Genomic DNA, 24130 nt, shown 5'->3' on the forward strand with positions numbered 1-24130 from the left:
GACGCCAGCCCGTTTTCCCGCCTCTTTTCGTTCCGCATGGTCAAGAATCTAGTTATTGTCGAGTCGCCCGCCAAGGCCAAAACCATTGAAGGCTACCTCGGTCCCGACTTTGTGGTGCGCTCCAGCTACGGGCACGTCCGCGACCTGCCCAAGGACAACAATGCCGTGGACGTGGCCAACGGTTTCAAGCCCACCTACGTGGTGGATGCCGACAAGCGCGAGCTGATTTCGCAGCTCAAAAAGCTGTCGAAAGAAGCCGAGATGGTGTGGCTGGCGAGTGACGATGACCGCGAGGGTGAGGCCATTTCGTGGCACCTTTCCGAGACGCTTAACCTCAAGGCGGAGAAGACGAAGCGCATCGTGTTTCGCGAAATTACCAAGCCCGCCATTCTGGCCGCGATTCAGAACCCGCGCGAGATTAACATCAACCTGGTGAATGCCCAGCAGGCCCGCCGCGTGCTCGACCGCCTCGTGGGCTTCGAGCTCAGCCCCGTGCTGTGGCGCAAGGTAAAAGCCGGCTTGAGCGCAGGGCGGGTGCAGAGCGTGGCCGTGCGCCTAGTGGTAGACCGCGAGCGCGAAATCAACAAGCACACCAGCACCAGCGCCTACCGCGTGGTGGCCCGCTTCGACGCCGGCCAGGGTACCACCCTGGAGGCCGAGCTGCCGACCCGCTACAAAACCCGCGAGGAGGCCGAGTCTTTCCTTACGCGCTGCATCAGAGCGACATACAGTATTAATAGCCTCGATAAAAAACCGGGTAAGCGCACGCCCGCCGCGCCGTTCACGACTTCTACGTTGCAGCAGGAAGCCTCGCGCAAGTTGGGCTTCTCGGTGGCCCAGACCATGACGGTGGCCCAGAAGCTGTACGAAGCCGGCCGTATCAGCTACATGCGGACCGACTCGGTAAACCTATCGGAAGAGGCCCGCAAGGGTGCCCTGGAGGCCATTACGGCCGCCTACGGGGCCGAGTACGCCCTGGAGCGCCAGTTCAAAACCAAGTCGGCCAGCGCCCAGGAGGCCCACGAAGCCATCCGGCCCACCGATTTTACGCTGCTGAAAGCCGGGGCCGATGCCTCGGAGCAGCGCCTCTACGACCTCATTCGTAAGCGCGCCATGGGCTCGCAGATGGCCGATGCGCTCATCGAGCGCACCACGGCCGTTATTGGCATCAGCACCCAGCCGGGCACCACGTTTTCGGCTACTGGTGAGGTCATTACCTTCGAAGGCTTTCTGAAAGCCTACGCCGAAAGCAAGGACGACGACGACGCGCCCGCCGAGGGCGAAAGCTCGTTTTCGCGCGGCCTGCCGCCGCTGAGCGTGGGCCAGAACCTACCGCTGCAAACCCTCACCGCCACCGAGCGCTTTTCGAGCCCGCCCGCTCGCTACACGGAGGCGTCGCTGGTGAAAAAGCTGGAGGAGATGGGCATCGGCCGCCCCAGCACTTACGCCCCCACCATTAGCGTGGTGCAGAAGCGCGGCTACGTCGAAAAAGACTCGCGCGAAGGCAAGGAGCGCAAGATTTACGCGCTGGCTTTGGTAGGCAACGAGGTCACGACCGAGCAGCGCCCCGAAACCTACGGCGCCGATAAAGCCAAGCTCTTCCCAACCGATACTGCCTTGGTAGTCACCGACTTCCTGGTTGACCACTTCCCCGATATTGTGGACTTTCAGTTCACGGCCAAGGTGGAGGACGAGTTTGACCAGATTGCCAATGGCCGCGAGGATTGGAGCCACATGCTGGCCGGCTTCTACGAGCCTTTCCACGCCAGCGTGGAGCGTGGGCAGGATATTGAGCGGAGCACGCTCAGCAGCACCCGCGAAATTGGCCTGCACCCCGAAACCGGCGAAAAAATAACCGCTCGCCTCGGCAAATACGGTCCCTACGTGGCGCTGGGCGACACCGAAGGCGAAACTAAGCCCGCCTATGCCAACCTGCGTAAGGGCATGTTTATCGAAACCATCACTCTGGAAGAAGCGCTGGATTTGTTTAAGCTGCCGCGGGCCGTGGGCGATTTTGAGGACAAGACCATGACGGCCGCGCTCGGCCGCTTCGGCCCTTACATCCGCCACGACAGCAAGTTTTACTCGCTCACCAAGGAGCAGGACCCGCACACCATCACGGGCGAGGAAGCCGTGGTGCTCATTGAAGCCAAGCGCAAACTGGATGCCGAGCGCCTGATTAAAAGTTTTGAGGAAAATCCTGATATTCAAGTACTTAATGGTCGCTTCGGTCCATACATCGTGGCGGGCAAGAAGAACGTGAAGATTCCGAAGGGCGAAGAGCCCACCGAACTCACCTTGGAGCGCTGCCTGGAACTAGCCGCCGCAACGCCCGACAAGCCCGCCAAAGGCGGCCGCTTCGGCAAGAAAGCCGCTGCAGAAAAGCCCGCCAAAGAGGCCGATGCCCCCGCCAAAAAAGCGGCCAAAGCACCGGCCGCTAAGAAGCCGGCGGCCAAGAAAAAAGCGCCAGCTAAAAAGCCCACCACAGCCACCAAAAAACCAGCAGCCAAGAAAGCTGCCGCTACCGAATAAGCTACCCTACTTGCTACTGCCAGAGCCTCGCCTAATCGGCGGGGCTCTTTTGCGTTATACAATTTACGCCCAGCAGGGCGTTACAGAGCCGCTTTCAGTCTCCTAGCTCGTGATTCTCAAATACCTCAGCTTATGCGTGCTACTTGGTGCCGCGCCGGTAGTACAGCCCCCGGCCGCCATGCCCACTTACCCATGGCTCGCTACGCCGCCGGCCGCCGCCCAAAGCCTGGCCCAGCGCGTAGCGCCGCCGGCCGGGTGCCGGCGCGTGGCAGTGGCACCCGGCTCGTGGGGTGCGTGGCTGCGCGGGCTGCCGTTGCGGCCAGCCGGCACGCTGGCCCGGCTATACAATAGGCAACTAAAAGATAACCAGAAAGTAGTAGCGGCCGTGCTAGATATCGACCCCGGTACCAAGGACTTGCAGCAATGCGCCGACGCCGTTATCCGGCTGCGGGCCGAATATTTATTCAGTCAGAATCCGAATAAGATTCATTTTCACCTGACCACCGGCTACGATGCCTGGTTTTCGGACTACGTGGCTGGTACCACGTTTCAGGTGCGGGGCGAGGAAGTGCGGCCCGCGCCCAAGCCGGCCGAGGCACCCACCCACGCGGCGCTGGGCCGCTATCTGTTGCCGGTATTTGGCTACGCGGGCACGCTTTCGCTGAGCCGCGAGGTGCAGCCGATAGCCTTGGCCAAAGCGCAGCCCGGCGATATACTGGTGCACGGTGGCAGTCCCGGCCACGCCGTGCTGGTAGCCGACGTAGCCGAAAACCCGCGCTCCGGCCAGCGGTATATGCTATTGATGCAGAGCTATATGCCGGCCCAAAACATTCACCTGCTGCGCAATGTGAGCCACCCGGCACTGGGCGCGTGGTTTGCCGTGCCCGGCCCAGCCGAAGTGAAGTTTGACACGCCCGAGTGGACGTTCAAGCGCACAGAGCTAGGCCGCCTCGATTGATTGTAGGGTAAGCTTTAGCTTGCCGCGGCGGCGGGCAGCAAGCTAAGGATTACCCTACTCTTACTTGAATTGCGACTGCCGGATGCTCCAAAGGCTTGTTATGAAGGTGGCTCTACATCACCGAAATGCTTTGGACATTTCCCGTAACGCTATGAACAATAGCATAATACCGAAGCGGCGGCAGCTGCGCTTCATAAGCAATCATGTGCCACCGCGCCGCATCATCATCGCGCACGAAACCAGGTAATTGCCCACTCATCAGCAAGTTGCCAGGCATGGGCAGCGGCACCAGTTGTCCCCGATACACTAATTTCCCGCTAAAGCTGTGTACTGGAAATACATCCCGCTCCCCGGTTTCCAGTACCACTTGCACTTCGCCTATTACGCCTGCATGCGTCCAGAATCGCAAGCCAAGCTGGTCGTAGATATACAACAAGCTCTGTAACACACCTTTGTGGTACAGGGGCAACACGCGGTCAACGGGTCCCAACAGCTGGATTAAAGCGTCGACAGGGCGGCCTTTGGGCAGTATTTTGGTAGCGCCAATGCAGATGTATTCTTCAAAGAGTTGAATAGTCAGGATGGCCAAATTCATTGGGCGAAGTTCAGCTTTGCTGAGTGGACGCTCGGCCGCGCTGGCTGCGTGTAGGATAAGCTTTAGCTTGCCATCAAGCGCGCCGGCAAACTAAAGCTTACCCTACAATCGCTTGAATCTCGACTGCCGAAAGCTCGGAAAAGTGCTGAATTACGCGGTCGGCCAACCGCAAGTCCTGCCCAGCTGAATGCGGGCTTGCGTAGCCAATGCAGTAAATACCGGCCGCCTTAGCCGCCGCCACCCCGTTGGCCGAGTCTTCGATAACGATACACTCGGTAACGGGCGTTTCGGCCAGGGCCGCCGCGTGCAGAAAGATGGCTGGGTTAGGCTTCGACTGCGCAAAGTCTTCACCGCTAACGGTATGCTTAAAGTAAGGTGCCAGCCCAAACCGGTTGAACACCCGCGCGATGGTAGCCTTGGAGGCCGACGAGGCCACTACCAGCTGCACGCCGTGTTGCTGAATATCTTCAATAAGCGCCCGCGCGCCGGGCAGCAAATCGAGGTTGGCATCTTCATCGAAAGCCTTGTTAAAAAGCTCCCGCTTGCGCAGCAGCAGCGCATTTACCTCCTGCGGCAAGTTAAATTCCTGCTTCAGGCGCTGAAATACATTGCGCGTCGAAGAGCCTAAAAACGAAGCATATAGCGTATCTGATACGGTAATGCCCAACTCGGCAAACTGAGTTACGAAGGCTTGGTGGTGGATGGGCTCAGTGTCGATAATGACGCCATCCATATCAAAAATCACGGTACGAATCATGGGGCCGGCCGCGAGGGCATAAGGTCGGGGCAAAGGTACCCTGCGGCAGGCGGCCCACCGGCCCGAGTTCGCGAATGGCCGTAATTTGCGCCTTCTGGCCCTTTTTGCATGAATCTTTTTTCCTACGCTACCCTGGCCAGTTACGAGTGGCAGCACCCGCGCCTGCTGCTGCTGCTGGCCCTGGTGCCCCTGCTGCCGCTGCTGCGCGGGCTGCTGGCTCGGCGGCGGCGGCAGGTGGTGGTGGCCTTCGGGCCGGGCGGCATCCGGGCCGACTGGCGAGCCGGGCTACGCTTCATTCCGGTTATCGTATTAGCCCTCAGTATAATGCTATTGATAATTGCCGTAGCGCGCCCCCAGCGGCCCAGCGAGCACCTCACCCAAACGGGCCAGGGCATCGATATTGTGCTGGCCATCGACGTGTCGGGCAGCATGGAGATTGAGGACCTCAAGCCTACCCGCCTCGAAGCCGCCAAGCGCCTGGCGCGCCGCTTTGTGCAGCGCCGGGCCGGCGACCGCCTGGGGCTGGTAGCCTTCGCCGGGCAGGCCTATTCGCTGGTGCCCCTCACCACCGACTACGACCTGCTGCTCGACAACCTGCGCAGCCTGCGCCCCGGCCTCATCGACGACGATGGCACGGCCATTGGCACGGCGCTGGGCGTGGCCATCAACCGGCTGCGCGAGTCGCCGGCCAAGTCGCGCATCTGCGTGCTGCTTTCCGATGGCGAAAGCAACGCCGGCAGCCTCGACCCACTGCTGGGGGCGCAGCTGGCTCATGCCTACGGTATCCGACTCTATACCATTGGCTTAGGCAAGGATGGCTTTGTGCCCTACGGCCGCGACTCGACCACCGGCAAGCCCCGCTTTGTGCAAACCCGCCTCGACGAAACCACCATGCGGCAGCTGGCCCAGGCCGCCGACGGCCGCTTCTTCCGGGCCACCGACAACGCCGCGCTTAGCCGCGTTTTCGGCGAAATCGACCGGCTGGAAAAGTCCGACATCCGCACCCAGCGCTACCGCAACGTACAGGATTTTTACCGGCCTTATTTGGGCCTGGGCATCGCGCTCTGGCTGCTCTGGCTGGCCTTGCGCAGCACGTTTATGACTAATGTACTAGAAGATTAACTCCGTAGAAACTAAACTTTAAAACCGTGTCCATCGCTGCTAATATTTCCGCTTTCGAGCAAAAGCTAGTCGGTACGCCCGCCCGCCTGGTAGCCGTCACTAAAACCCATCCCGTTGAGCTGTTGCGTGAGGCGTACGCGGCCGGGGCCCGCATTTTTGGCGAAAACCGGGTGCAGGAAATGGCCGCCAAACAGCCCGAGCTGCCCGCCGATGTGGAGTGGCACCAAATCGGTCAGCTTCAGACCAATAAGGTCAAATACCTGGCTCCCTTCGTGCATACCGTGGAAAGTGTGGACAGCCTGCGCCTGCTGCAAGAGCTGGACAAGCAAGCGGCTAAGCACGAACGAGTTATCTGCGGCCTGCTGCAATTCCACATTGCCCAGGAGGAAACCAAAACCGGCCTGAGCCTAGCTGAGGCCGAGGAGATTTTGCAGTCGCCCGAGTACCAGGCGATGCGTCACGTGCACCTAACCGGCGTAATGGGCATCGCCACCAACTCGCCCGATGAGGCGCTGGTGCGGGGTGAGTTTCGGCAGCTCCGTCAGCATTTTGACCACCTGAAAGCCACCTATTTCGCAGGTAGTGAGGACTTCCGCGAAATCTCCATGGGCATGAGCGCCGACTACGCCTGGGCACTGGCCGAAGGCAGCACGCTCATTCGGGTGGGCAGCGCCATTTTTGGCCACCGCGCGTAGGCTACACTACTTTTTATCCGCATTTATTCTCTCGGTGGAACACCATATTTCCGTACCCCGCACGGCCCGTTATCAGCAATTGGGTGAGGTTTCGCCCACCACCCGGCAGCTTTGGCTGGTGCTGCACGGCTACGGCCAGTTGGCCGAGTACTTTATTCAACACTTCGCGGCCCTGCACGCGGCCGACCCAGCCGGCACGGTCATCGTGGCCCCCGAGGGCCTCTCGCGCTTCTACCTCACGGGCACGAGCGGCCGCGTGGGCGCTTCCTGGATGACCCGCGCCGACCGCCTGGCCGAAATGGACGACCAGGCAGCTTACCTGAATCAACTACTTGACCAACTGCTACTTGCTTGCCCCGCCGACGCACGCGTCACAGTATTAGGGTTTTCGCAGGGCACCGCCACGGCCAGCCGCTGGCTGGCCCGCTACGCTGGGCGCTGGCGGCCTCACCAACTGATACTATGGGCCGGCGACTTTCCAGCTGATATCGACGCCACGGCCGCCCAGCAGTTGCTAGCTGGCTTACCCGTGGCGCTGGTCAGCGGCGACCAAGATGAGTACGTGGGTCCTGTCAAGCTGCACGGCCAAGCCGAAGTTTTACGCCAGTACGCAGCCCGCGTGACAACCCTCCGCTTCGCCGGCGGCCACACGCTACACGCTGACTTACTACAGCAGCTATACGCCACCGCGCTGACCTAACGTAATTTCGATGCCAATAAGAAAGACGAGTTAGAAACCTGACAATCCAGGTTTTTAACTCGTCTTTCTTATTGGCAAAAAGCAACCTCCTTAGCAAGCAAGCCGCTCTCGCACAACTAGCTACGGCGCACCGTGGCGGCAGCCGCCTGCGCCGCTGGAAACACCACTACCTCCGCAATTTGCACGTGCGGCGGGCGCGTAACTATGAATTGGATAATCTCGGCAATATCAGTAGCTTGCAGCGGCTGCACACCCTTGTACACACCGGCCGCCCGGTCCTCGTCGCCCTTAAAGCGCACCTCTGAAAACTCGGTTTCAACCATACCCGGGGCTACCTCGGCCACCCGAATGCCCTTGGGAAGCAAGTCGAGCCGCATGGTGCGCGTAAGCATTGCCACGGCGGCCTTGGAGGCGCAGTACACGTTGCCATTAGCGTAGGCCTCGTAGCCCGCAATCGACCCCATGTTGACGATGAAGCCGCCTTCGCCCATGCGCGGTAGCACGGCCCGGCTCACGTAGAGCAAGCCTTTCACGTTACCGTCGAGCATGGCATCCCAATCGGCCGGGTCACCCTCCTGAATCGCACTCAGCCCATGCGCGTTGCCCGCGTTGTTGATGAGCACGTCGATATGGCCAAACTCAGCCGGCAGCGTGGCCACCGCCGCATCTACCGCGGCGCGGTCGCGCACATCAAACGTGAGAATGTGCACGGGCGTCGGTACTAGTTCCTGTACCAACGCATCGAGGCGCTCGCGCCGCCGGCCCGTAATCACTAGCTGGAAACCCGATTTTGCAAGGGCCGTTGCCGTAGCCCAGCCAATGCCAGAAGAAGCACCCGTGATAAATGCAGTTTTCATAAAATACTATTTACCAAATAGTTATCGCCAACTATTCGTATTTATTCAATATTGAGATAAAGCGTAACCGTATTCGTGCGCAAGCTCTGCAAGCTGCTGCTATACTGGTTATCACGCGGGGCCAGGATGTTGCGCAAGCCGTGTGAAAAGCGCAGCTCGGGCCCAAACTTGAAGTAAGGATAGAACAAGTCCAGACCAAAACCATATTCCAGCAACACGTCGTTGCGCGCTACGGTCAATTGGTTGATGGCCGGCGTACTCTGGCGCTGCGTCACAGCAATGCTGGGTTTCACGCCCCCAATCATGTAGAAGCGTGTGTTGCGTCGGCGGTTCGACTGGTACTTGAGCAGCAGCGGCAACTCTAGCTGCGTGGTGCCCACTTCCTGATTACGAATGGTATCGGGCTGGCCCGCCCCGGCACTTTTGAACTCTACCCGGCGCGTCAAAAAGTTGAGGCCCGGCGCAAAGCGCAGGTGAAACGGCGTGCTGGGCGCTCCTAGCCGGATATCGCCAATAAAGCCCACTGCGAAGCCAGGACTAATGATGGAATTAGCCGCGAGGCCCCGGCCATTTTGCGCCGCCTGAAAGTAGGCTGCCGACTGCTCCAAAAAGAAGCGCGAGAAGTTGGGCGCGATGTAAATACCCGGTCGGAAAAACCGGTCGTTATAGTTGGAGAGGTTCTCCACTGTAATGCCCTTGATGCGCCCCTTGCGGCTGCGGTCAATGGCATCGCTGCGCTTGCGCTGGGCCAACGCGGGGCCAGCCAGTAGCAGCAACAGCAGCAGCGGGGCCAGCCCACGGCCCAAACCACTGGCATTTATTTGCGCGCCGTATAAATGGAGCTGATTCCGAACGTGAGGGGTTGCCATGCAGGATTAGTAAAGCCGACGCGGCCCAAAATGGCCACAAACTCGGCACCGTCGGGAAAAGCCTGCACCGAAGCAGGCAAGTAGGTGTACGCGCTCTGGTCTTTGGAAATTACCTTGCCAAAAACCGGCAGCACCCGACTAAAGTAAAAGTTATAAGCTTGCTTGAGCGGGAAAGCCGTTGGCTTGCTGAACTCCAGAATAACGAGCTGCCCACCCGGCCGCAACACGCGGCGCATCTCGGCCAGCCCGCGCTCCAAGTGCGCAAAATTACGCACGCCAAATGAGGCCGTTACGGCATCAAATTCGTTGTCGCCAAACGGCAGGTTTTCCGAATCGGCCAGCTCCAGCTTGATGCGGTGGCTCAGCTTCTTAGCCTCCAGCTTCTGGCGGCCCACTTCCAGCATACCAGCCGAAATATCGACGCCCGTTATCTGGGCGTCGGGAGCGGCGGCCCGTAGCGTTTCGATGGCAAAGTCAGCCGTGCCCGTGGCAATATCCAGGATGCGGGCCGGGCGCAGGGCACGCAACTCGTCCACGGCTTTGCGACGCCAGTAGATGTCGGTGCCTACGCTCAGGAAGTGGTTCAGGAAGTCATACTTGCCAGCGATGTTATCGAACATCTTGGCCACCTGCGATTTCTTATCGGCGGCGTCTTCTTTGTAGGGTACTACGGCCATAGGAGGAGTGCAAAGAACGGCAGTGCGCCGCAAAAATTGCGTAGGAAGCAGCCACGAAGTTGGGCCCGCTACCCAGCAGGACAAAAAAACGGCCGGACTGTTCGTCCGGCCGTTCTATTTTTTCAGCAAATCTGCCGGAGCTTATTCGGCTTTGGTTTTCACCTTAGCTTTCTCACCCGAAGCGTCCTTGGCTTTCGAATCCAGCTCGCCGTCTTTGGCAATTGTCTTCGACTTTTCGCCAGCGGCACCTTTGGTTTTCACCTTTACTTTATCGCTGTCCTCGTCCACTTTGGTTTTCACCTTCGTGCCGTCGGCCATCTTCACTTTGCTCTTGCCGGGTAGCGGCGCTGCGGGCGTCGAAACCGTGGTGGAGCCAGAAGACATGGTGGTAGTAGTGGCCGGAGCAACTGGCTGCATCACGGGCATTTTCTCCCCCTCTTTCAACACTACCTTGAAGTCATCGCGGCGGTTGAGCTGCATGTTCTCAGGCGAATCGTTCGGAGCAGCGGGCTTGCGCTCACCGTAGCTAACCGTGGTGAGGCGAGCCGAGGCTACACCCTGCTTCACGAGGTAGTTTTTGGCAGCATCGGCGCGGTTCTGGCCGAGTACCATGTTGTACTCATCCGTGTTACGCGAGTCGCAATTGCCTTCAATCGAGATGTTCAGGCCAGTGTTGGCTTTCAGGATAGCGGCTGTGTTGTTAAGCGTGGTAATCGACTCGGCGCGTAGCTTGTACTTGTCAGTGTCGAAGTAAATCGGACGCATACCGCGAGCAATGCCCGTGCTGGTAGTATCGATGTAGTCAACGTAGAAGTTCTTGGTGATGCTCGTCGAATCGTTCGTCGAAATCGGCACGGCAAACTCCTGCGTTTCGATGTTCTTACCATCTTTGTTCACGGCTACCTGGTAGGTACGGGCCGACAGAACTTTTACTTGGTAATCACCACCGGGGTCTTTGGTTACGTCGCGGAAGCTGATGGCCGTTTTATCGGCCTGCGTACCGTTGAACACCAACTCCACGCCGGGGATAGCCTGCGTGCTGTCACGCTTCGAGTACACGGCACCTTTGATGGTGATATTCTTGATGTAGCTGATGGTATAGATATCTTTCTCGCCGTAGCCGCCAATACGGTACGAGCTGAGGTAAGCGTACGTACCATCGGGAGCCAGGCGGTAGTACGAGTCATCATCAGGCGTGTTGATGGGGTAGCCCATGTTCTCGGGGCGGCTCCACTTGTGGCCAATGCTGTCGTACTTCGACTGGAAGATGTCGTAGCCACCCATCGTATTATGCCCTTTCGAAGCAAAATACAACGTCTTGCCATCGCGGCTCAAGTACGGGCTATCGTCGTCCTCTTTGGTATTGATGGCACCACCCAGCGACCTTGCCGTGCCCCAGTCGCCGCCCGCCGTGCGGGTGCTGTAGTAGAGGTCAAGGTTGTTGTCTTCCGAGTATTTGCCGGTCGAGAAATACAGCGTCAAGCCATCGGGCGTGATGTAAGCATCACCTTCGCGGGCTTTGGAATTAACGTTGCTGTTTAGCTTGGTAGGCTGACCCCAATCACCGCCCTGCGTCTTCGACGATACAAAAACGTCGCCGTCCTCGTCGTCACGGTACATGAGCAGCTTGGTATCATTGTCGAACAGCTGATCCGAGGCGTCGTGGCCTTTGCTGTTGAGCGCAGTAGCCAGCGAGCGGGGCTTCTCCCAGTTGTCGGCGTCGATGCGGTGCGTTTCTACAATGCCTTCGTAGTACTCACCATCGGCGGCAATATCTTTCTTACCAACGCGCTGCTGCAGACCGGGAATATCGGCTGGGTTAGCACGCGTAGTGAAAATCAGTGTCTTATCATCCGAAGAGATAACGGGGCTATGCTCCGCGTACTGCGTGTTCACGGTCGGGCCAAGGTTCTTCACGAAGATATCCTTGGGCGAGTTGAACAGCACTTTAGCATTTTTGCTGTGCTGGATGAGCTGTGCTACTTCCTCGCGGCGCGTATCGTTACGCTTTTTCAACGTAGCGTTGTAAGCCTGGTAGTGCGTGATGGCCTCATCAAAGTTGTAGTTGAGGTGGTCAACGCGACCCAGCCAGTACTCTACATCTTTCGACACCTTCGGCTTCAGCTTCTGGGCTTTGTAGATGTAATCGCTAGCCTTCTCTTTGTCAAAGGACAAGTAGGCTACCCCGGCCCGGAACAAGGCTTGCGCGTTGTTGGGGTCCTTAGCAATCACCCGCTCGTAGTAAGGGATGGAGGCACGGTAGTTCTCCTGATTGAACAGCTTGTTGCCGGTTTGCAGGTCCTTACGGGTGCTTTGGGCCTGGGCTGATGTAGCCACGGTTGCCGTTAAAGCTAGCGCGCAGGAAGCTTGCAGCAGCCTTTTGGATACGTTGTCCATTGAAAAAAGGGTGTATTGGAAAATTTTAGAGTGAAGAGCGAAAGAAGGATTTCAGCACTAGTGGTGGGCAAACACAGCCCGGGGGTGCGCCTGCTTTTGCCGACTTATACTAAATTCCGGCGTCAGGGTTGGCCCGGTTGGCCAGGGAAGAGCGGAAATAAATGCAGAGCCGTAAAGCCCATTGCGACAACAAATATACCTGAAAAGCGCGGGCCGCCTGGCAGGCCTGGGGCACTAAAGCGGGCTGGCAACTGTCTAAACAGGCTGTGGGCGTTCTAAATAATGGCTAAGGGAAACCGTGCAAATATAGTGGCAGGTTTTGAAAGACAACTATTTAGCTACTATTGCTGCGCTCGGGACCAAGCCGACACCCGTAGTGCAACGCATCTTTGTACCCGCATCGACCGATAGGTAACCCAATAATGGTAATTCGTGAAGCAAGTTTTTTAGTCAGTAATACGCAAGTAGCCCTCTGCCCGCCTCCCAACCGCCCCGAGTACGCATTCATCGGGCGCTCCAACGTGGGCAAGTCGTCACTGATAAATATGCTGACCAGCCGCTCGGGCCTGGCCAAAACGTCGAGCACGCCCGGTAAAACGCAGGTTATCAACCACTTCAATATCAATGACGAGTGGTACCTGGTCGATTTGCCGGGCTACGGCTACGCCAAGGTGAGCAAGACCTCGCGCGCCGAGTGGGGCAAGATGATAAATGCCTACCTCACCAAGCGCGAAAACTTAACCTGCGTGTGCGTGCTGCTCGACTCGCGCCACGCGCCGCAAGCGGCCGACCTGGAGTTTATGACCAAGCTGGGCGAGGATGGCGTGCCCTTCGTGATGATTTTTACGAAGACCGACAAGCAATCGACCAGTCAAACTAAAGCACTCATTAGCAATTACTTGGCTAAAATGAGCGAAACCTGGGACGAGCTGCCGCGCTACTTCGTGACGTCGGCCGAAACGGGGCTGGGGCGCGAGGAAGTATTGGACTTTATTACGGAGATAAACCGGCAGGTGGCTGCCGATGCCGCGGGCGCTTAGTTACTTTTGGCCCGTCAATTGCCCAGGGGCAGGGTCTTTCCGGCTTTGTCCTTTCTTACTTATCATGAAAAAAATACTGCTTACGCCCCTGGCCATCTGCGGCTTACTGACCGCCGCCCACGCCCAAACGCCCAAGCCCAACACGGTGCCCCCGTCGCAGACGGTACCGCAGACTGAGCAGGGCGCGGGCATTGCCCACGTGGGCAAGGACATTCCGGTGGCTGCTTATTACGAAGGCGGGCAGGAGGCGATGTACGCCTTCATTGCCAAGGAGTTGAAGTACCCGCTGCTGGCCAAGCGCAACCGCATGCAGGGGCGCTGCATCGTAAGCTTTACCCTGAACCCCGACGGCACCATGCAGGGCCTGCGCATTGTGAAGCAAGTGGGCGGCGGCACCGGCGAAGAAGCGGCCCGCGTAGTGCGCCTGCTCAAATTCAAGAAACCCGAATACCCGATTTTAACCAGCCTGCCCATCGACTTCAAGCTCGGCGTGACTGGCTCGAACGCGTTAGAAAACTAAGCATGACGAAGCGGGACGGAGGTAGTGGCCGGTTGGCTTTTCACTGCTCCTTCCTTATTCTTCATGCTTCATTCCAATTCCTAATTACAAAAAGAATGCCCTACGATTTGAAAGAGCTGGCGGCCATCAGTGGCCAGCCGGGTTTGTTCCGCCTGGTGCGGCCCGCCCGCCACGGTGTGTTGGTGGAAAGCCTGGATGCCAAAGCAACTCGCTCGCTGGCCCCGGCCAGCAACAAAGTATCGCTGCTGAGTGAAATCGGCATGTATACCCAGGATTCGGACGAGACGCTGCCGCTGACGGAGATATTCGAGCGCATCCACCAGAAGCATGGCGCTGGCCTACCCGTAACCAGCAAATCGGGCGAGAGTGAGCTAAAGAGTTTTCTGGCCGATGTGATGCCCGAGTACGACCGCGACCGCGTGTACCTCTCCGACATCAAGAAGCTGGCTACCTGGTATGGCATTGTGAGCCAGCACGTACCCTACGAAGCCGCGGCGGAGGCTGACGCCGAGCCGGCGGCTGATGAGCCCCTGAGCACCGGCGGCGTAATCGGCGCCGAAGATGAGGCTGCCACGCCCGCCGGCAACCCCGAAGTGACCACGGAAGCCGCTAAGCCAGCGGCCAAGAAGAGCAAGAAAGCGGAGTAGTATTCCTGCTTGAAAAAGCGTCATGCAGACCGAAGGGAAGCATCGCGCTCGAATCGTTGAGATAGTTAGTTCAACGATTCGAGCGCGATGCTTCCCTTCGGTCTGCATGACGCTTTTTATTGCGCGGGCGATGGCAAACTAACGCCTACCCTGCGTTTTCTTTTTCCTTGGCCAGGAAGGCTTCGGCTTGCTCTACCAGCTCGCGGCTGCCGATGAACACGGGGCAGCGGGCGTGGCAGGTTTTGGGCTCGATTTCGAGGGTGCGGTGAGTGCCGTCGGAGCTTTTGCCGCCGGCCTGCTCCACGATGAAGGCCAGCGGGTTGCACTCGTACATGAGGCGCAGCTTGCCGCCGGGCGCTTTGGCGGTGGCGGGGTAAATGTAGATGCCGCCTTTGAGCAGGTTGCGGTGGAAATCGGCCACCAGCGAGCCGATGTAGCGGGCCGAGAAATTGGTGGCCTTGCAGTGTTGGATGAACGCGGCCACGCCAGGCGAAAACGACTCGGACGAGCCCTCGTTGATGGAGTAAACGGTACCGGTTTTGGGCGTCTGGATGTCGGGGTGCGAGAGGAAGAACTCGCCCAGGCTGGGCTCGTAGGTGAAGCCGTTGACGCCGTTGCCGGTGGTGTACACCAGCATGGTGCTGGAGCCGTAGATAACGTAGCCCGCCGCCACCTGATGGGTGCCGGGCTGGAGGCAATCAGCCTCGGTGCCCTCGCGGCCGGTGGGCGAAATGCGGCGGTAAACGCTGAAAATAGTGCCGATGCTAACGTTGACGTCGATGTTGCTGCTCCCGTCGAGCGGGTCGATGGCCACCACGTACTTGCCCTGGTTGTTACCGGTCTGGATGATGTCCTCATCCTCCTCCGAGATGATGGTGCAGACTTCACCCCCATTACGCAACGCCCTGATAAACCGGATGTTGGCTATTACGTCGAGCTTCTGTTGGTCTTCGCCCTGCACGTTGCGGTTGCCGTAGGCCCCGGCAATGTCGATGAGGCCTGAGCGGTTGATTTCGCGGTTCACAATTTTGGCGGCCAGCGCGATGTCGCGCAGCAATTGCGACAGCTCCCCGGTGGCGTAGGGAAAGTCTTCCTGCTTGCGCATGATGAAGCGGTCGAGAGTAGTGCCAACGGGCAGGGCTAGCTTATTGTGGTCCATGAAAGCGGATAAGGGCGAGAATTGCTTACAAAGCTAGCCGAAGCACGGCAAGCGGCCTAGCAAAACCTGCGCACACGATTGCAGCGGCTGCGGAAGCCGTTTCGGCGGCTGGCGGCCGCACCTAGGCTAGCTTGCTTATGCCACCTCTCCCCGCTACACCCTAGTTTTGGGCCTTATGAAAGATGAACTAACGGGCTTGCAGGTCTACAAATTTGGCGGGGCCTCGGTGAAAGACGCGGCGGCGATTCTCAATCTCTGCCGCATCGTGCGCGACTTTGGGCCGCAGGGGCCACTGCTCATTGTGGTGTCGGCAATGGGCAAGACGACCAATGCGCTAGAGGAGATTTATGATTTGGCGCACCGAGGTGAAAACTACTCGACGCAGTTGGCGGCTTTAAAAGCTTATCATGAGCAAGCAGGCAAAGAAATAGGCAAAGCTCTGCCTCACCCCGGCGTCGACCTCAGCAAACTAGATGCTGGTTTAGAAAGTCTTTTCGAAAGCCTAGCTTATAAATTAGTAAACCTCTCGCCGAGCAATAGCTACGATGAGGGGTATGACCAGGTAGTAAGCTTTGGTGAAGCGCTTTCCTCTTATTTAGTTTACTATGCGTTAGCCAGCAGTTTAGAGGAAGAAGTTTACCATAGTGGGTCGATAATTATAACGGATTCCACTTGGCGAGAAGGTAAGGTAGATTGGAAGGAAACCGAAAAGACTATTCAAGGATTATTCTTTACTAGTAATGCGCGCATTTTAGTCACCGAAGGCTTTACTGGCCAAGTAAAAGACGACCACCGCACCACTACCCTCGGCCGCGAGGGCTCTGATTACACCGCCGCCATCTTCGCCTATTGCCTGCAGGCCGAGTCAGTAACCATCTGGAAAGACGTGCCGGGCCTGCTCAATGCCGACCCCAAAATATTTGCTGACACGGTGCTGTACCCCGAAATCAGCTATCAGGAAACCATCGAAATGGCGTTTTACGGGGCCAGTGTTATTCACCCCAAGACGTTGAAGCCGCTGGCTGAGCGCGGTATTCCGCTGCGGGTGAAGTCGTTTCTGGACCCTAGCGCGCCGGGCACGCTTATTCACGACTGCCAGCACCCGCCGTTGGTGCCGGCGTTTATTCGCAAGGGTGGGCAGGGGCTGCTGTCGTTTGAGAGCAAGGACTTTGCGTTTATCTCGGAGGAGAACTTGGAGGTGATTTTTGGGGCGCTGGCGCAGGCGCGGCTCAAGATTAACTTGATGCAGAACTCGGCCATCAGCTTTTCGGTGTGCGTCGATTACTCGGAGATGCGGGTAAAGCGGCTACTGGAGCTACTGGGTGGGCAGTTTCGGGTGCAGTACAATGCTGATTTGACGCTCTTTACGATTAAGCACTATGACCAGGCCAGCGTAGAGCGGCTTACCAGCGGGCGGGAACTGCTGCTGGAGCAGCGTACGCGCAGCACGTTTCAGTTTTTGGTGCGCGAATAACTGTTTGGGGGCGTTTGGAGTATGAGGCGGCAGCAACGTCTTAGCCCGCAGAGGGCGCTGAAGTTTTGCGCAGAAGACGCAGAAGCAGCCGGCGCTAATTCATGATTTTTAACTTATAACTCAACAAAATGCCCGTTCTCGTTGGTAAGCGCGCCCCCAATTTCAAGGCCTCGGCCGTTATCGGCCAGCAGGTGGAGGAAGAGTTTTCGCTCGACCGCTACCTGGGTAAGCGCTACGTGCTGCTGTTCTTTTACCCGGCCGATTTTTCGGGCCTCTGCCCTACCGAACTGCTGGCTTTCCAGGCCATGCTGCCCGAGTTTGAGCGCCGCGGCGTGGCCGTGGTGGGCTGTAGCACCGACTCGCACCAGACGCACCAGGCCTGGCTGCGCACGCCGCAAGCTGAGGGCGGCATTTCGGGCGTTACGTACCCACTCGTTGCCGATGCAACCAAAACAATATCAGCTAATTACGACGTATTAGCCGGCCACTACGATTACAACGAAGCCGGCGAGATGACTTTTATCGGTTCGCCGCAGGCCTACCGGGGTTTATTTTTGATTGACCGCGACGGTATTGTGCGCCACCAGCTCGTGAACGACCGCTTCCTGGGCCGCCGCATCTCCGACGCCCTGCGCATGGTAGACGCCCTGCGCCACTTCGAAGAGCACGGCGAAACATGCCCCGCCAACTGGGAGGCCGAGGAGGCCTAAAAGTGCGGTAAGCTTTAGCTTGCCGTTATAGGATAAAACCTTTTGTTCTATAACGGCAAGCTAAAGCTTACCGCACATATTTGCCGTATTTTTGGGGCTGCGTTCGGACTTTTAATTCCGAATGCAGCCTTTTTTGCGTTTTATATATTCTTTAGGATTAACCCTTTACGCGCTGCTGCTGCGCCTGGCGTCGCCCTTCGTACCCAAGGCTGCCGCCTGGGTGGCGGGCCGCGAAGGGCTATTGCCCCGCATTGCGCAGGCCCTGGCCGCCGATGCCGCGCCGCGCCTGTGGGTGCACTGCGCCTCGCTGGGCGAGTTTGAGCAGGGCCGCCCGCTCATTGAGGGGCTGCGCGGGCAGTACCCCGGCCACAAAATTGTGCTCACGTTTTTTTCGCCTTCGGGCTACGAGGTGCGGCAGCACTGGGCAGGGGCCGACTACGTGTTCTACCTGCCGCTCGACACGGCCGAAAATGCCCAGGCGTTCCTCAACAGCGTGCAGCCCAAGTTGGCCGTGTTTGTCAAGTACGAGTTCTGGTACTTCTTCCTGCGCGAGCTGCGGCAACGCCAGATTCCGGCAGTGGTAGTGGCGGCTATTTTTCGGCCCGACCAGGTTTTTTTCCAACCCTGGGGCGGCTTTTTTCGGAAAATTCTGGGCGAACTCAGCCATATTTTCACCCAGAATGAAGCCTCGGCCGAGCTACTGCGCGGCATCGGGCTAGTGCGGGTGAGCGTGGCCGGCGACACGCGCTTCGACACCGTGGCGGCCACGGCGCTGGCCCCCGCCCGCCCCCTGCCGCTGGCCGAAGCCTTCGTGGCCGATGGCGCGCCCACGCTAGTGGCCGGCAGCACCTGGCCCGAGGACCTGCCCGCCCTGGCCCCGCTGCTGCGCAAGCACGCCCGCGGTATGCGCTTTATCGTGGCCCCGCACGAGGTGAGCGAGGCGCACCTGCTGGAGGTAGAAGCCGCCCTGCCGGGCCTTACGGTGCGCTACTCACGGGCCACGCCCGCCACCGTGGCCGACGCCCGCCTGCTGCTGATTGACAACGTGGGGATGCTGAGTCAGCTTTACCGCTTCGGGCGCTTTGCCTACATCGGCGGGGCGTTTGGGGCGGGGCTGCACAACACGCTGGAGGCGGCGGCTTTTGGGCTACCGGTGTTTTTTGGGCCGCGCTACCAGCGGTTTCAGGAGGCGGTGGAACTGGTGGAGCTGGGTTGCGCCTTTTCGGTGCAATCAGCCCAGCAGCTCGAATCGGCCTTCGACCGGCTGTATTATAACGAGGAGGCCCGCCTCAAAGTGCAGGATATGAGCCTCGAATACGTGCACACCCACGCCGGGGCCACGGGCCGCATTCTTTCTCAGTTATCAATTATCAGTTAACAGGTATCAGCTTTTCGCAGCCCACATTTCGGGCTTGCTCAATGCGCTACTTGCTTACTTGAATTGATAACTGTTCACTGATAATTGATAACTGAAATGAAAGGAGTTGTCGTCAAATCTACCGGCTCGTGGTACGTGGTGCGCGAAACGCCCGATGGGCAGCTGCACCGCTGCCGGCTGCGCGGCAAGTTCAAAAACCAGGGCCTGAAGGTGAGCAACCCGCTGGCCGTGGGTGACTTAGTGGAGTTTGAGGTGCCCGAGCAATCGGAGGGCGCGGGCGTGATTCACACTATTGTGCCGCGCCGCAACTACATCATCCGGCGCTCGGTGCACAAGAGCGAGCACGCCCACATTGTGGCCGCCAACCTCGACCAGGCGCTGCTGGTAGTTACGCTGGTGTCGCCGGCCACGTCGTTTGGCTTCATCGACCGCTTCTTGGTCACGGCCGAGGCGTATCATTTGCCTGCTTTGCTAATATTCAATAAATCAGACCTTTATGATGAAGATACCCTGGACTACCAGCGCCAGATAGCCGGCATGTACGCCAGCCTGGGCTATCCCAGCGTGCTGTGCTCGGCCGAAACGGGTGACAATGTGGTGGGCGTGGCCGCGCTGCTGCCCAACAAGATTTCGCTGCTCTCGGGCCACTCGGGCGTGGGCAAGAGCACGCTTATCAACGAACTGGTGCCCGACCTGGACCTGAAAACGGCCGAAATCAGCGCCTTTTCCGATAAGGGCAAGCACACCACCACCTTCGCCGAAATGCTGGAAGTGGTACCCGGCACCTACCTCATCGACACGCCCGGCATTAAGGAGCTGGGCCTCGTGGACGTGCCCGCCGCCGAGCTGGCGGGCTACTTCCCCGAGATGCGCGCCCTACTCAACCAGTGCCGCTACCACAACTGCCAGCACGTGCACGAGCCCGGCTGCGCCGTGCGCGAGGCCATGGACCAGGGCAAGCTGGCCGTGCCGCGCTACGAAAGCTACCTCAGCATGCTGGCCGACGACGATAACCGCCATTAGGGGGAATCAGGGGTTTGGTAGAACAGCATGCTCATCTGATTCGCAATTTGTATTTCACTCCTCAACCCATGCTGGTCAGCGTATTGCCCGTGCCCTTTGCCGATACCGGCCACCAGCGGCAGTATGAGGCCGTGCGGGCGGCGCTATATACCGAGGCTGGCACGCCGGCTACCGTGCTGCTGGGCAACCTGGGGGCTTTTACGTCCATTGAAGCCGACATGCTGGTGGTGCGGCCGGGCAGCGTAACGCTGGTGCTGCTAACGCCCCGCGCCGGGCGCCTGACCCTGCCCGCGCTGGCCCACGGGGCCTGGCAACTCGCCGGGCAGCCGCTACCGGGCTACGAGGGAGCCGACAATCCATTGGCGCACTACCAGCGGCAAGTAGCCGGCGCGCTAGGCTGGCTGAGCGAGCATTTTGACTTGCCAATGGCCGAATTACCCCCGTGCGGCGGCATCGCCTTATTCGACGCGCCGCTTACGTTCGGGCCCGAGGTGGAGGCGCAGCTGCATCGCCACGCGGCGGCCCACGATTTTCAGTTGGTGGGCGATGCCGCGCAGCTACCCGCCCGCCTGCGCCAGTCGCCAGTTAGTGAATTGTTTACATTAGCTGACGACGAGCTAATCGAATGGGGCGAATACCTGGCCAACGAGCCGTACGCACCCCACCAGCAAGGCGTGCCCGAAAGCTTGTTCGAAGACCTGCCTACTTTTCTAACGCAGAAGCTGCGCCAGCTGTGGAGCTGGCTGGGGGCCGAGGATATTCCGGCTGACCCGTCCTACGGCGGCAGCCTACCCGACCCGCACCTGCGCGACCAGCAGGAGCAGGCCCGCCTCCAGCAGCTACGCCACGAGCTGCAAGCTGAGCTGCACCAGCAGCGCCAAGAGGCCACCACCCGCGAGGCCGCCCGCACCCAGGAGCTAACCCAGCTGCGGCAGCAATTGGCGCAAGCCGGGCTATCGGCCACCGAGCGGCGGGCCGAGCAACAGGCCACCGCCAACCTGGAAGGCGAATTGCGCACCGCCCGCGCCGAGCTGGCCGCCCGTAATCACGAGCTTGATGCCCGCATTCAGCAGCTTGGCTTGCTTATCAAGCAGTTACAGACCACGAATAAAGCCGCCCAGGTGCCGGCACCCACGCCGCCGCTGGCAACAGAACATCCAGCAGCTGCGGTTGCTGCGCGGCGGCCCGCAAGCCAAGCGGCAACGCAGCCGGCGGCCAGGCCCCGCCCTACTTCATTTCGCCGCCTGCGCCAGGCCGAGCGCTGGGGCGTGGTAGCGCTGGTGTTAGCTGGGCTGGGCGTGGGCAGTTGGGGCATGGTGCGGCTGGCGCACCCACCCAAACCGCGGGCCGCTGCTACGGCCGCTCCTCGTAGCAAAACTGTTTTGCAGGCGGAGGAAGGGGCCGCGCCCAACGTGGTTTACGTGGTCGATAGTGCCCTAGCCCCAATTCAGACCGATACCGACGATGCCTCCCTGTATTCGGCTGCCCCGGAACCAGCCGCCATACCGGGCACCGCCGCTAAGCAGCTCACCGACAGCACCGCTACGCCCACCGTAGTTGCGCCCGCGCCCGCTGCCGTCCCCGACTCTGCGGCTACGCCCAGCCCTGCGCCGTAGGTTTTGCGTACACCCAGCCATTTTAGATTTTCTTTCTTCTTCATGGCTGATAAAATTGCCTTTTTAGGCTTGGGCAGCATGGGCGCGGCAATGGCCGCCAACCTGCTCAAAGCTGGCTTCCCACTCACCGTTTACAACCGCACCGCCGCCAAAGCCGAACCTCTGCGTCAGCAAGGTGCCACCGTGGCCGCCACCCCCGCCGAAGCCGTGCGCGACGCCGCCATCGTGTTCACCATGCTCACCGATGACCAGGCGCTGGAAGAAATTACCACCGGCCCCGACGGCATCCTGAGTGCCCTGCCCCAAGGTGCCATCCATGCCTCGTGCAGCACCGTGGCCCCCGATACCAACCGCCGCCTAGCCGCGGCGCACGCCGCCCACGGCTCCGTGCTGGTGGCCTCGCCCGTATTTGGCAAGCCCGATGTAGCAGCCTTGGGTAAGCTCTGGATAGGCTCTTCGGGACCAGCCGAAGCGCGCGAACGACTGAAACCTGCGCAGGCGGCCATCGGCCAGGGCACCCACAATTTTGGCGACGACCCCGGCGCGGCCAGCGTGGCCAAGCTGTGCGGCAATTTTCTGCTCGGCACCGTAATCGAAGGCATGGCCGAAGCCTTGACGCTGGCTGAGAAAAGTGGCCTCGACCGGGTAGGTTTTTATAACATGCTGACCAGCACGCTCTTCGATAACCCCATCTACAAGGGCTACGGCAAGCTCATTGCCGAGCAGCACTACCAGCCGGTGGGCGCGCCGCCCGCCATCATCCGCAAGGATATGAACCTGGTGGTGCAAGAGGCTTATAAACAAGAAGTTCCGATGCCGTTTGCCAACATCATCCGCGACCGCCTCACGGCCACCGTGGCCCTGGGCGAGCCCGACGTGGACTGGGCCAGCTTCGCCAAGCGCGTATCGGAAGACGCGGGGCTTTAACAGCCAGTAAAGAGCACTCAACAAAAGAACGTCATGCTGAGCTTGCCGAAGCATCTCTACCGCGCCGATAGGAGTACTAACCTATCGGCGCAGTAGAGATGCTTCGGCAAGCTCAGTATGACGTTCTTTTTTAGCCTGACAAAAAGTGTTACTTAGCCAGCGGCAGTACGACGGTGTCGATAACGTGGGTGACGCCGTTTTTCGATACTACGTCGGCGATGGCGACGGTAGCGGGGGCATCTTTGCCATTGCCCACCATCACTTTACCGTCTTTTACCATTACGTGCAGCTTCTCACCGTTCACGGTGGTTAGCTCCTGGCCATCCTTGAGGTCGGCGGCCATCAGGCGGCCGGCGATTACATGGTAGGTCAGCACGCCTTTCAGCTTAGCCGCGTTGGCAGGGTCGGTGAGGGCCGCCACGGCCGCCTTGGGCAGCTTGCCGAAGGCATCGTTGGTGGGGGCAAATACGGTGAAAGGACCAGCGCCCTTCAGCGTTTCAACTAGGCCAGCCTGCTTCACCAGCGACACGAGCGTGCTCACGCTCTTGGCACCAGCGGCATTGTCCACAATGTCTTTATCGGCCGTCATGGCCACACCGTCTACCATTACGCCGCCGGGCTTGGCCATGCGGGCCGAGTCGCCGGCCATAGCGGCTACTGAGTCAGCAGGGTTAGCCGTGCTGGCTTCGGTAGTGGTAGTAGTTTCGGTGGTTTTGTCGCCGCCGCAGCTAGTGAGGCCAAACGAAATGGCCACAGCAGTAGCGAGGGGGAAGAATAACTTCTTCATGAAAACGGTGAAAAAAGGGATGAGGTGAAAATCAGGAGCTTTGCATACGTAATAAGCGGGCCTCCCGGTTCTGCTTAAACCCCAGCGGCGGCCGGCTGGTTTACCTTCGCAGCGCGCTACCCTTAGATGCAGCGCCGATTCCCACCCCTCATTTTACGTTGTTTTTCGATGAAAACCGCTGAAATCCACACGCCTAAGGGCGTTATGAAAGTTGAGTTCTACGAGCAGGACGCGCCCAACACGGTTAAAAACTTTACCGACCTGGCCAGCAAAGGCTTCTACGACGGCACTAAGTTTCACCGCGTTATCCCGAATTTTATGATTCAGGGCGGCGACCCCAACACCAAGCCCGGTGCCAAAGGTCAGCCCGGCACCGGCGGCCCCGGCTACAAAATTGACTGCGAAACCAGCGGTGGCCACCAGCACCACGAGCGCGGCGTGCTCAGCATGGCCCACGCCGGCAAAAACACCGGCGGCTCGCAGTTCTTCATTGTACACGACCGCCAGAACACTGCCCACCTCGACCGCGTGCACACCGTGTTCGGTAAGGTAGTGGAAGGCCTGGACGTGATTGACCAGATTCGTGGCAACGACGAGATTACCAAGATTGTGGTAAAAGACGAGGAATAAGCTTTGCCATATCCTCTTTAATCTAATAAGGCTATTCTACTAACCTAGGGTGGCCTTATT

Annotated in this window: 23 protein-coding genes; 15 read left to right on the forward strand and 8 right to left on the reverse strand. The window is 59.2% G+C overall.

Annotated features, from left to right (window positions below; all coding sequences use genetic code 11):
- Positions 1-36: 36 nt before the first annotated feature.
- Both topA and ACYVGC_RS00225 read left to right on the forward strand, forming a co-directional pair.
- Positions 37-2532 carry a type I DNA topoisomerase gene (topA, locus tag ACYVGC_RS00220; protein WP_460581761.1) on the forward strand — a complete coding sequence of 832 codons (2496 nt, stop codon included), beginning with the start codon at positions 37-39 and terminating at the stop codon, positions 2530-2532.
- A 109-nt stretch (positions 2533-2641) separates the two neighbouring features.
- Positions 2642-3490, forward strand: a complete 849-nt coding sequence (locus ACYVGC_RS00225; RefSeq protein WP_460581762.1) for a DUF4846 domain-containing protein — start codon at positions 2642-2644, stop codon at positions 3488-3490.
- Between the two features lie 112 nt (positions 3491-3602).
- Here ACYVGC_RS00225 and ACYVGC_RS00230 read toward each other — a convergent pair whose 3' ends face one another.
- Positions 3603-4085: a DUF7738 domain-containing protein gene (locus ACYVGC_RS00230; protein ID WP_460581763.1), complete on the reverse strand. Its 483-nt coding sequence runs from the start codon at positions 4083-4085 to the stop codon at positions 3603-3605.
- A 97-nt stretch (positions 4086-4182) separates the two neighbouring features.
- A complete protein-coding gene (locus ACYVGC_RS00235; protein ID WP_460581764.1) occupies positions 4183-4875 on the reverse strand; it encodes an HAD family hydrolase in 693 nt (230 codons plus the stop codon).
- Between the two features lie 75 nt (positions 4876-4950).
- Here ACYVGC_RS00235 and ACYVGC_RS00240 point away from each other — a divergent pair, with 75 nt between their 5' ends.
- Genes ACYVGC_RS00240 through ACYVGC_RS00250 form a run of 3 tightly spaced genes read left to right on the forward strand, consistent with a single transcriptional unit; the run spans position 4951 to position 7359 of the window.
- Complete coding sequence (locus tag ACYVGC_RS00240; protein ID WP_460581765.1) at positions 4951-5964, forward strand: vWA domain-containing protein; 1014 nt, start codon at positions 4951-4953, stop codon at positions 5962-5964.
- A gap of 26 nt (positions 5965-5990) precedes the next feature.
- A complete protein-coding gene (locus ACYVGC_RS00245) occupies positions 5991-6659 on the forward strand; it encodes a YggS family pyridoxal phosphate enzyme (RefSeq protein ID WP_460581766.1) in 669 nt (222 codons plus the stop codon).
- 34 nt (positions 6660-6693) lie between these two features.
- Positions 6694-7359 carry an alpha/beta hydrolase gene (locus ACYVGC_RS00250; RefSeq protein ID WP_460581767.1) on the forward strand — a complete coding sequence of 222 codons (666 nt, stop codon included), beginning with the start codon at positions 6694-6696 and terminating at the stop codon, positions 7357-7359.
- 116 nt (positions 7360-7475) lie between these two features.
- Here the strand turns inward: ACYVGC_RS00250 and ACYVGC_RS00255 are convergent, their stop codons facing one another.
- The 4 genes from ACYVGC_RS00255 to ACYVGC_RS00270 form a co-directional block, all read right to left on the reverse strand.
- Positions 7476-8216 (reverse strand): Rossmann-fold NAD(P)-binding domain-containing protein, encoded by a 741-nt coding sequence (locus ACYVGC_RS00255; RefSeq protein ID WP_460581768.1) that lies wholly within the window; start codon positions 8214-8216, stop codon positions 7476-7478.
- Between the two features lie 41 nt (positions 8217-8257).
- The gene (porT, locus tag ACYVGC_RS00260) at positions 8258-9085 is read right to left on the reverse strand and encodes a type IX secretion/gliding motility protein PorT/SprT (protein WP_460581769.1); all 828 of its coding nucleotides are present in this window, start codon (positions 9083-9085) and stop codon (positions 8258-8260) included.
- The gene (ubiE, locus tag ACYVGC_RS00265) at positions 9034-9762 is read right to left on the reverse strand and encodes a class I SAM-dependent methyltransferase (RefSeq protein ID WP_460581770.1); all 729 of its coding nucleotides are present in this window, start codon (positions 9760-9762) and stop codon (positions 9034-9036) included. Before ubiE ends, porT begins: the two co-directional genes overlap by 52 nt.
- Before the next feature lie 141 nt (positions 9763-9903).
- A complete protein-coding gene (locus ACYVGC_RS00270; RefSeq protein WP_460581771.1) occupies positions 9904-12099 on the reverse strand; it encodes an OmpA family protein in 2196 nt (731 codons plus the stop codon).
- Between the two features lie 482 nt (positions 12100-12581).
- Between ACYVGC_RS00270 and yihA the strand changes: the two genes are divergently transcribed.
- The 3 genes from yihA to ACYVGC_RS00285 all read left to right on the forward strand — a co-directional run bounded on the left by yihA (position 12582) and on the right by ACYVGC_RS00285 (position 14366).
- Complete coding sequence (yihA, locus tag ACYVGC_RS00275; protein WP_460581772.1) at positions 12582-13199, forward strand: GTP-binding protein; 618 nt, start codon at positions 12582-12584, stop codon at positions 13197-13199.
- 64 nt (positions 13200-13263) lie between these two features.
- Positions 13264-13719 carry an energy transducer TonB gene (locus tag ACYVGC_RS00280; protein ID WP_460581773.1) on the forward strand — a complete coding sequence of 152 codons (456 nt, stop codon included), beginning with the start codon at positions 13264-13266 and terminating at the stop codon, positions 13717-13719.
- Between the two features lie 95 nt (positions 13720-13814).
- Positions 13815-14366, forward strand: a complete 552-nt coding sequence (locus ACYVGC_RS00285; protein ID WP_460581774.1) for a DUF5606 family protein — start codon at positions 13815-13817, stop codon at positions 14364-14366.
- A 145-nt stretch (positions 14367-14511) separates the two neighbouring features.
- Here the strand turns inward: ACYVGC_RS00285 and fbp are convergent, their stop codons facing one another.
- Positions 14512-15525: a class 1 fructose-bisphosphatase gene (gene fbp, locus ACYVGC_RS00290; protein ID WP_460581775.1), complete on the reverse strand. Its 1014-nt coding sequence runs from the start codon at positions 15523-15525 to the stop codon at positions 14512-14514.
- A 175-nt stretch (positions 15526-15700) separates the two neighbouring features.
- On the opposite strand from fbp, the gene ACYVGC_RS00295 reads away from it, so the two are divergent.
- The 6 genes from ACYVGC_RS00295 to ACYVGC_RS00320 all read left to right on the forward strand — a co-directional run bounded on the left by ACYVGC_RS00295 (position 15701) and on the right by ACYVGC_RS00320 (position 22653).
- Complete coding sequence (locus tag ACYVGC_RS00295; RefSeq protein ID WP_460581776.1) at positions 15701-16999, forward strand: amino acid kinase family protein; 1299 nt, start codon at positions 15701-15703, stop codon at positions 16997-16999.
- 128 nt (positions 17000-17127) lie between these two features.
- Positions 17128-17709 (forward strand): peroxiredoxin, encoded by a 582-nt coding sequence (locus tag ACYVGC_RS00300; protein ID WP_460581777.1) that lies wholly within the window; start codon positions 17128-17130, stop codon positions 17707-17709.
- A 133-nt stretch (positions 17710-17842) separates the two neighbouring features.
- Positions 17843-19087 carry a 3-deoxy-D-manno-octulosonic acid transferase gene (locus ACYVGC_RS00305; protein WP_460581778.1) on the forward strand — a complete coding sequence of 415 codons (1245 nt, stop codon included), beginning with the start codon at positions 17843-17845 and terminating at the stop codon, positions 19085-19087.
- A gap of 96 nt (positions 19088-19183) precedes the next feature.
- Complete coding sequence (gene rsgA / locus ACYVGC_RS00310) at positions 19184-20110, forward strand: ribosome small subunit-dependent GTPase A (protein ID WP_460581779.1); 927 nt, start codon at positions 19184-19186, stop codon at positions 20108-20110.
- Positions 20111-20157: 47 nt separating this feature from the next.
- Positions 20158-21726: a hypothetical protein gene (locus tag ACYVGC_RS00315; protein WP_460581780.1), complete on the forward strand. Its 1569-nt coding sequence runs from the start codon at positions 20158-20160 to the stop codon at positions 21724-21726.
- Positions 21727-21768: 42 nt separating this feature from the next.
- Positions 21769-22653: an NAD(P)-dependent oxidoreductase gene (locus tag ACYVGC_RS00320; protein ID WP_460581781.1), complete on the forward strand. Its 885-nt coding sequence runs from the start codon at positions 21769-21771 to the stop codon at positions 22651-22653.
- A 148-nt stretch (positions 22654-22801) separates the two neighbouring features.
- On the opposite strand, the gene ACYVGC_RS00325 is transcribed toward ACYVGC_RS00320, so the two are convergent.
- Positions 22802-23440, reverse strand: a complete 639-nt coding sequence (locus ACYVGC_RS00325; protein ID WP_460581782.1) for a fasciclin domain-containing protein — start codon at positions 23438-23440, stop codon at positions 22802-22804.
- 168 nt (positions 23441-23608) lie between these two features.
- Between ACYVGC_RS00325 and ACYVGC_RS00330 the strand changes: the two genes are divergently transcribed.
- Entirely contained in the window at positions 23609-24070 is a 462-nt protein-coding gene (locus ACYVGC_RS00330) for a peptidylprolyl isomerase (RefSeq protein ID WP_460581783.1), read from the forward strand.
- Positions 24071-24130: the final 60 nt, after the last annotated feature.

It is taken from the genome of Hymenobacter arcticus (assembly GCF_054779975.1).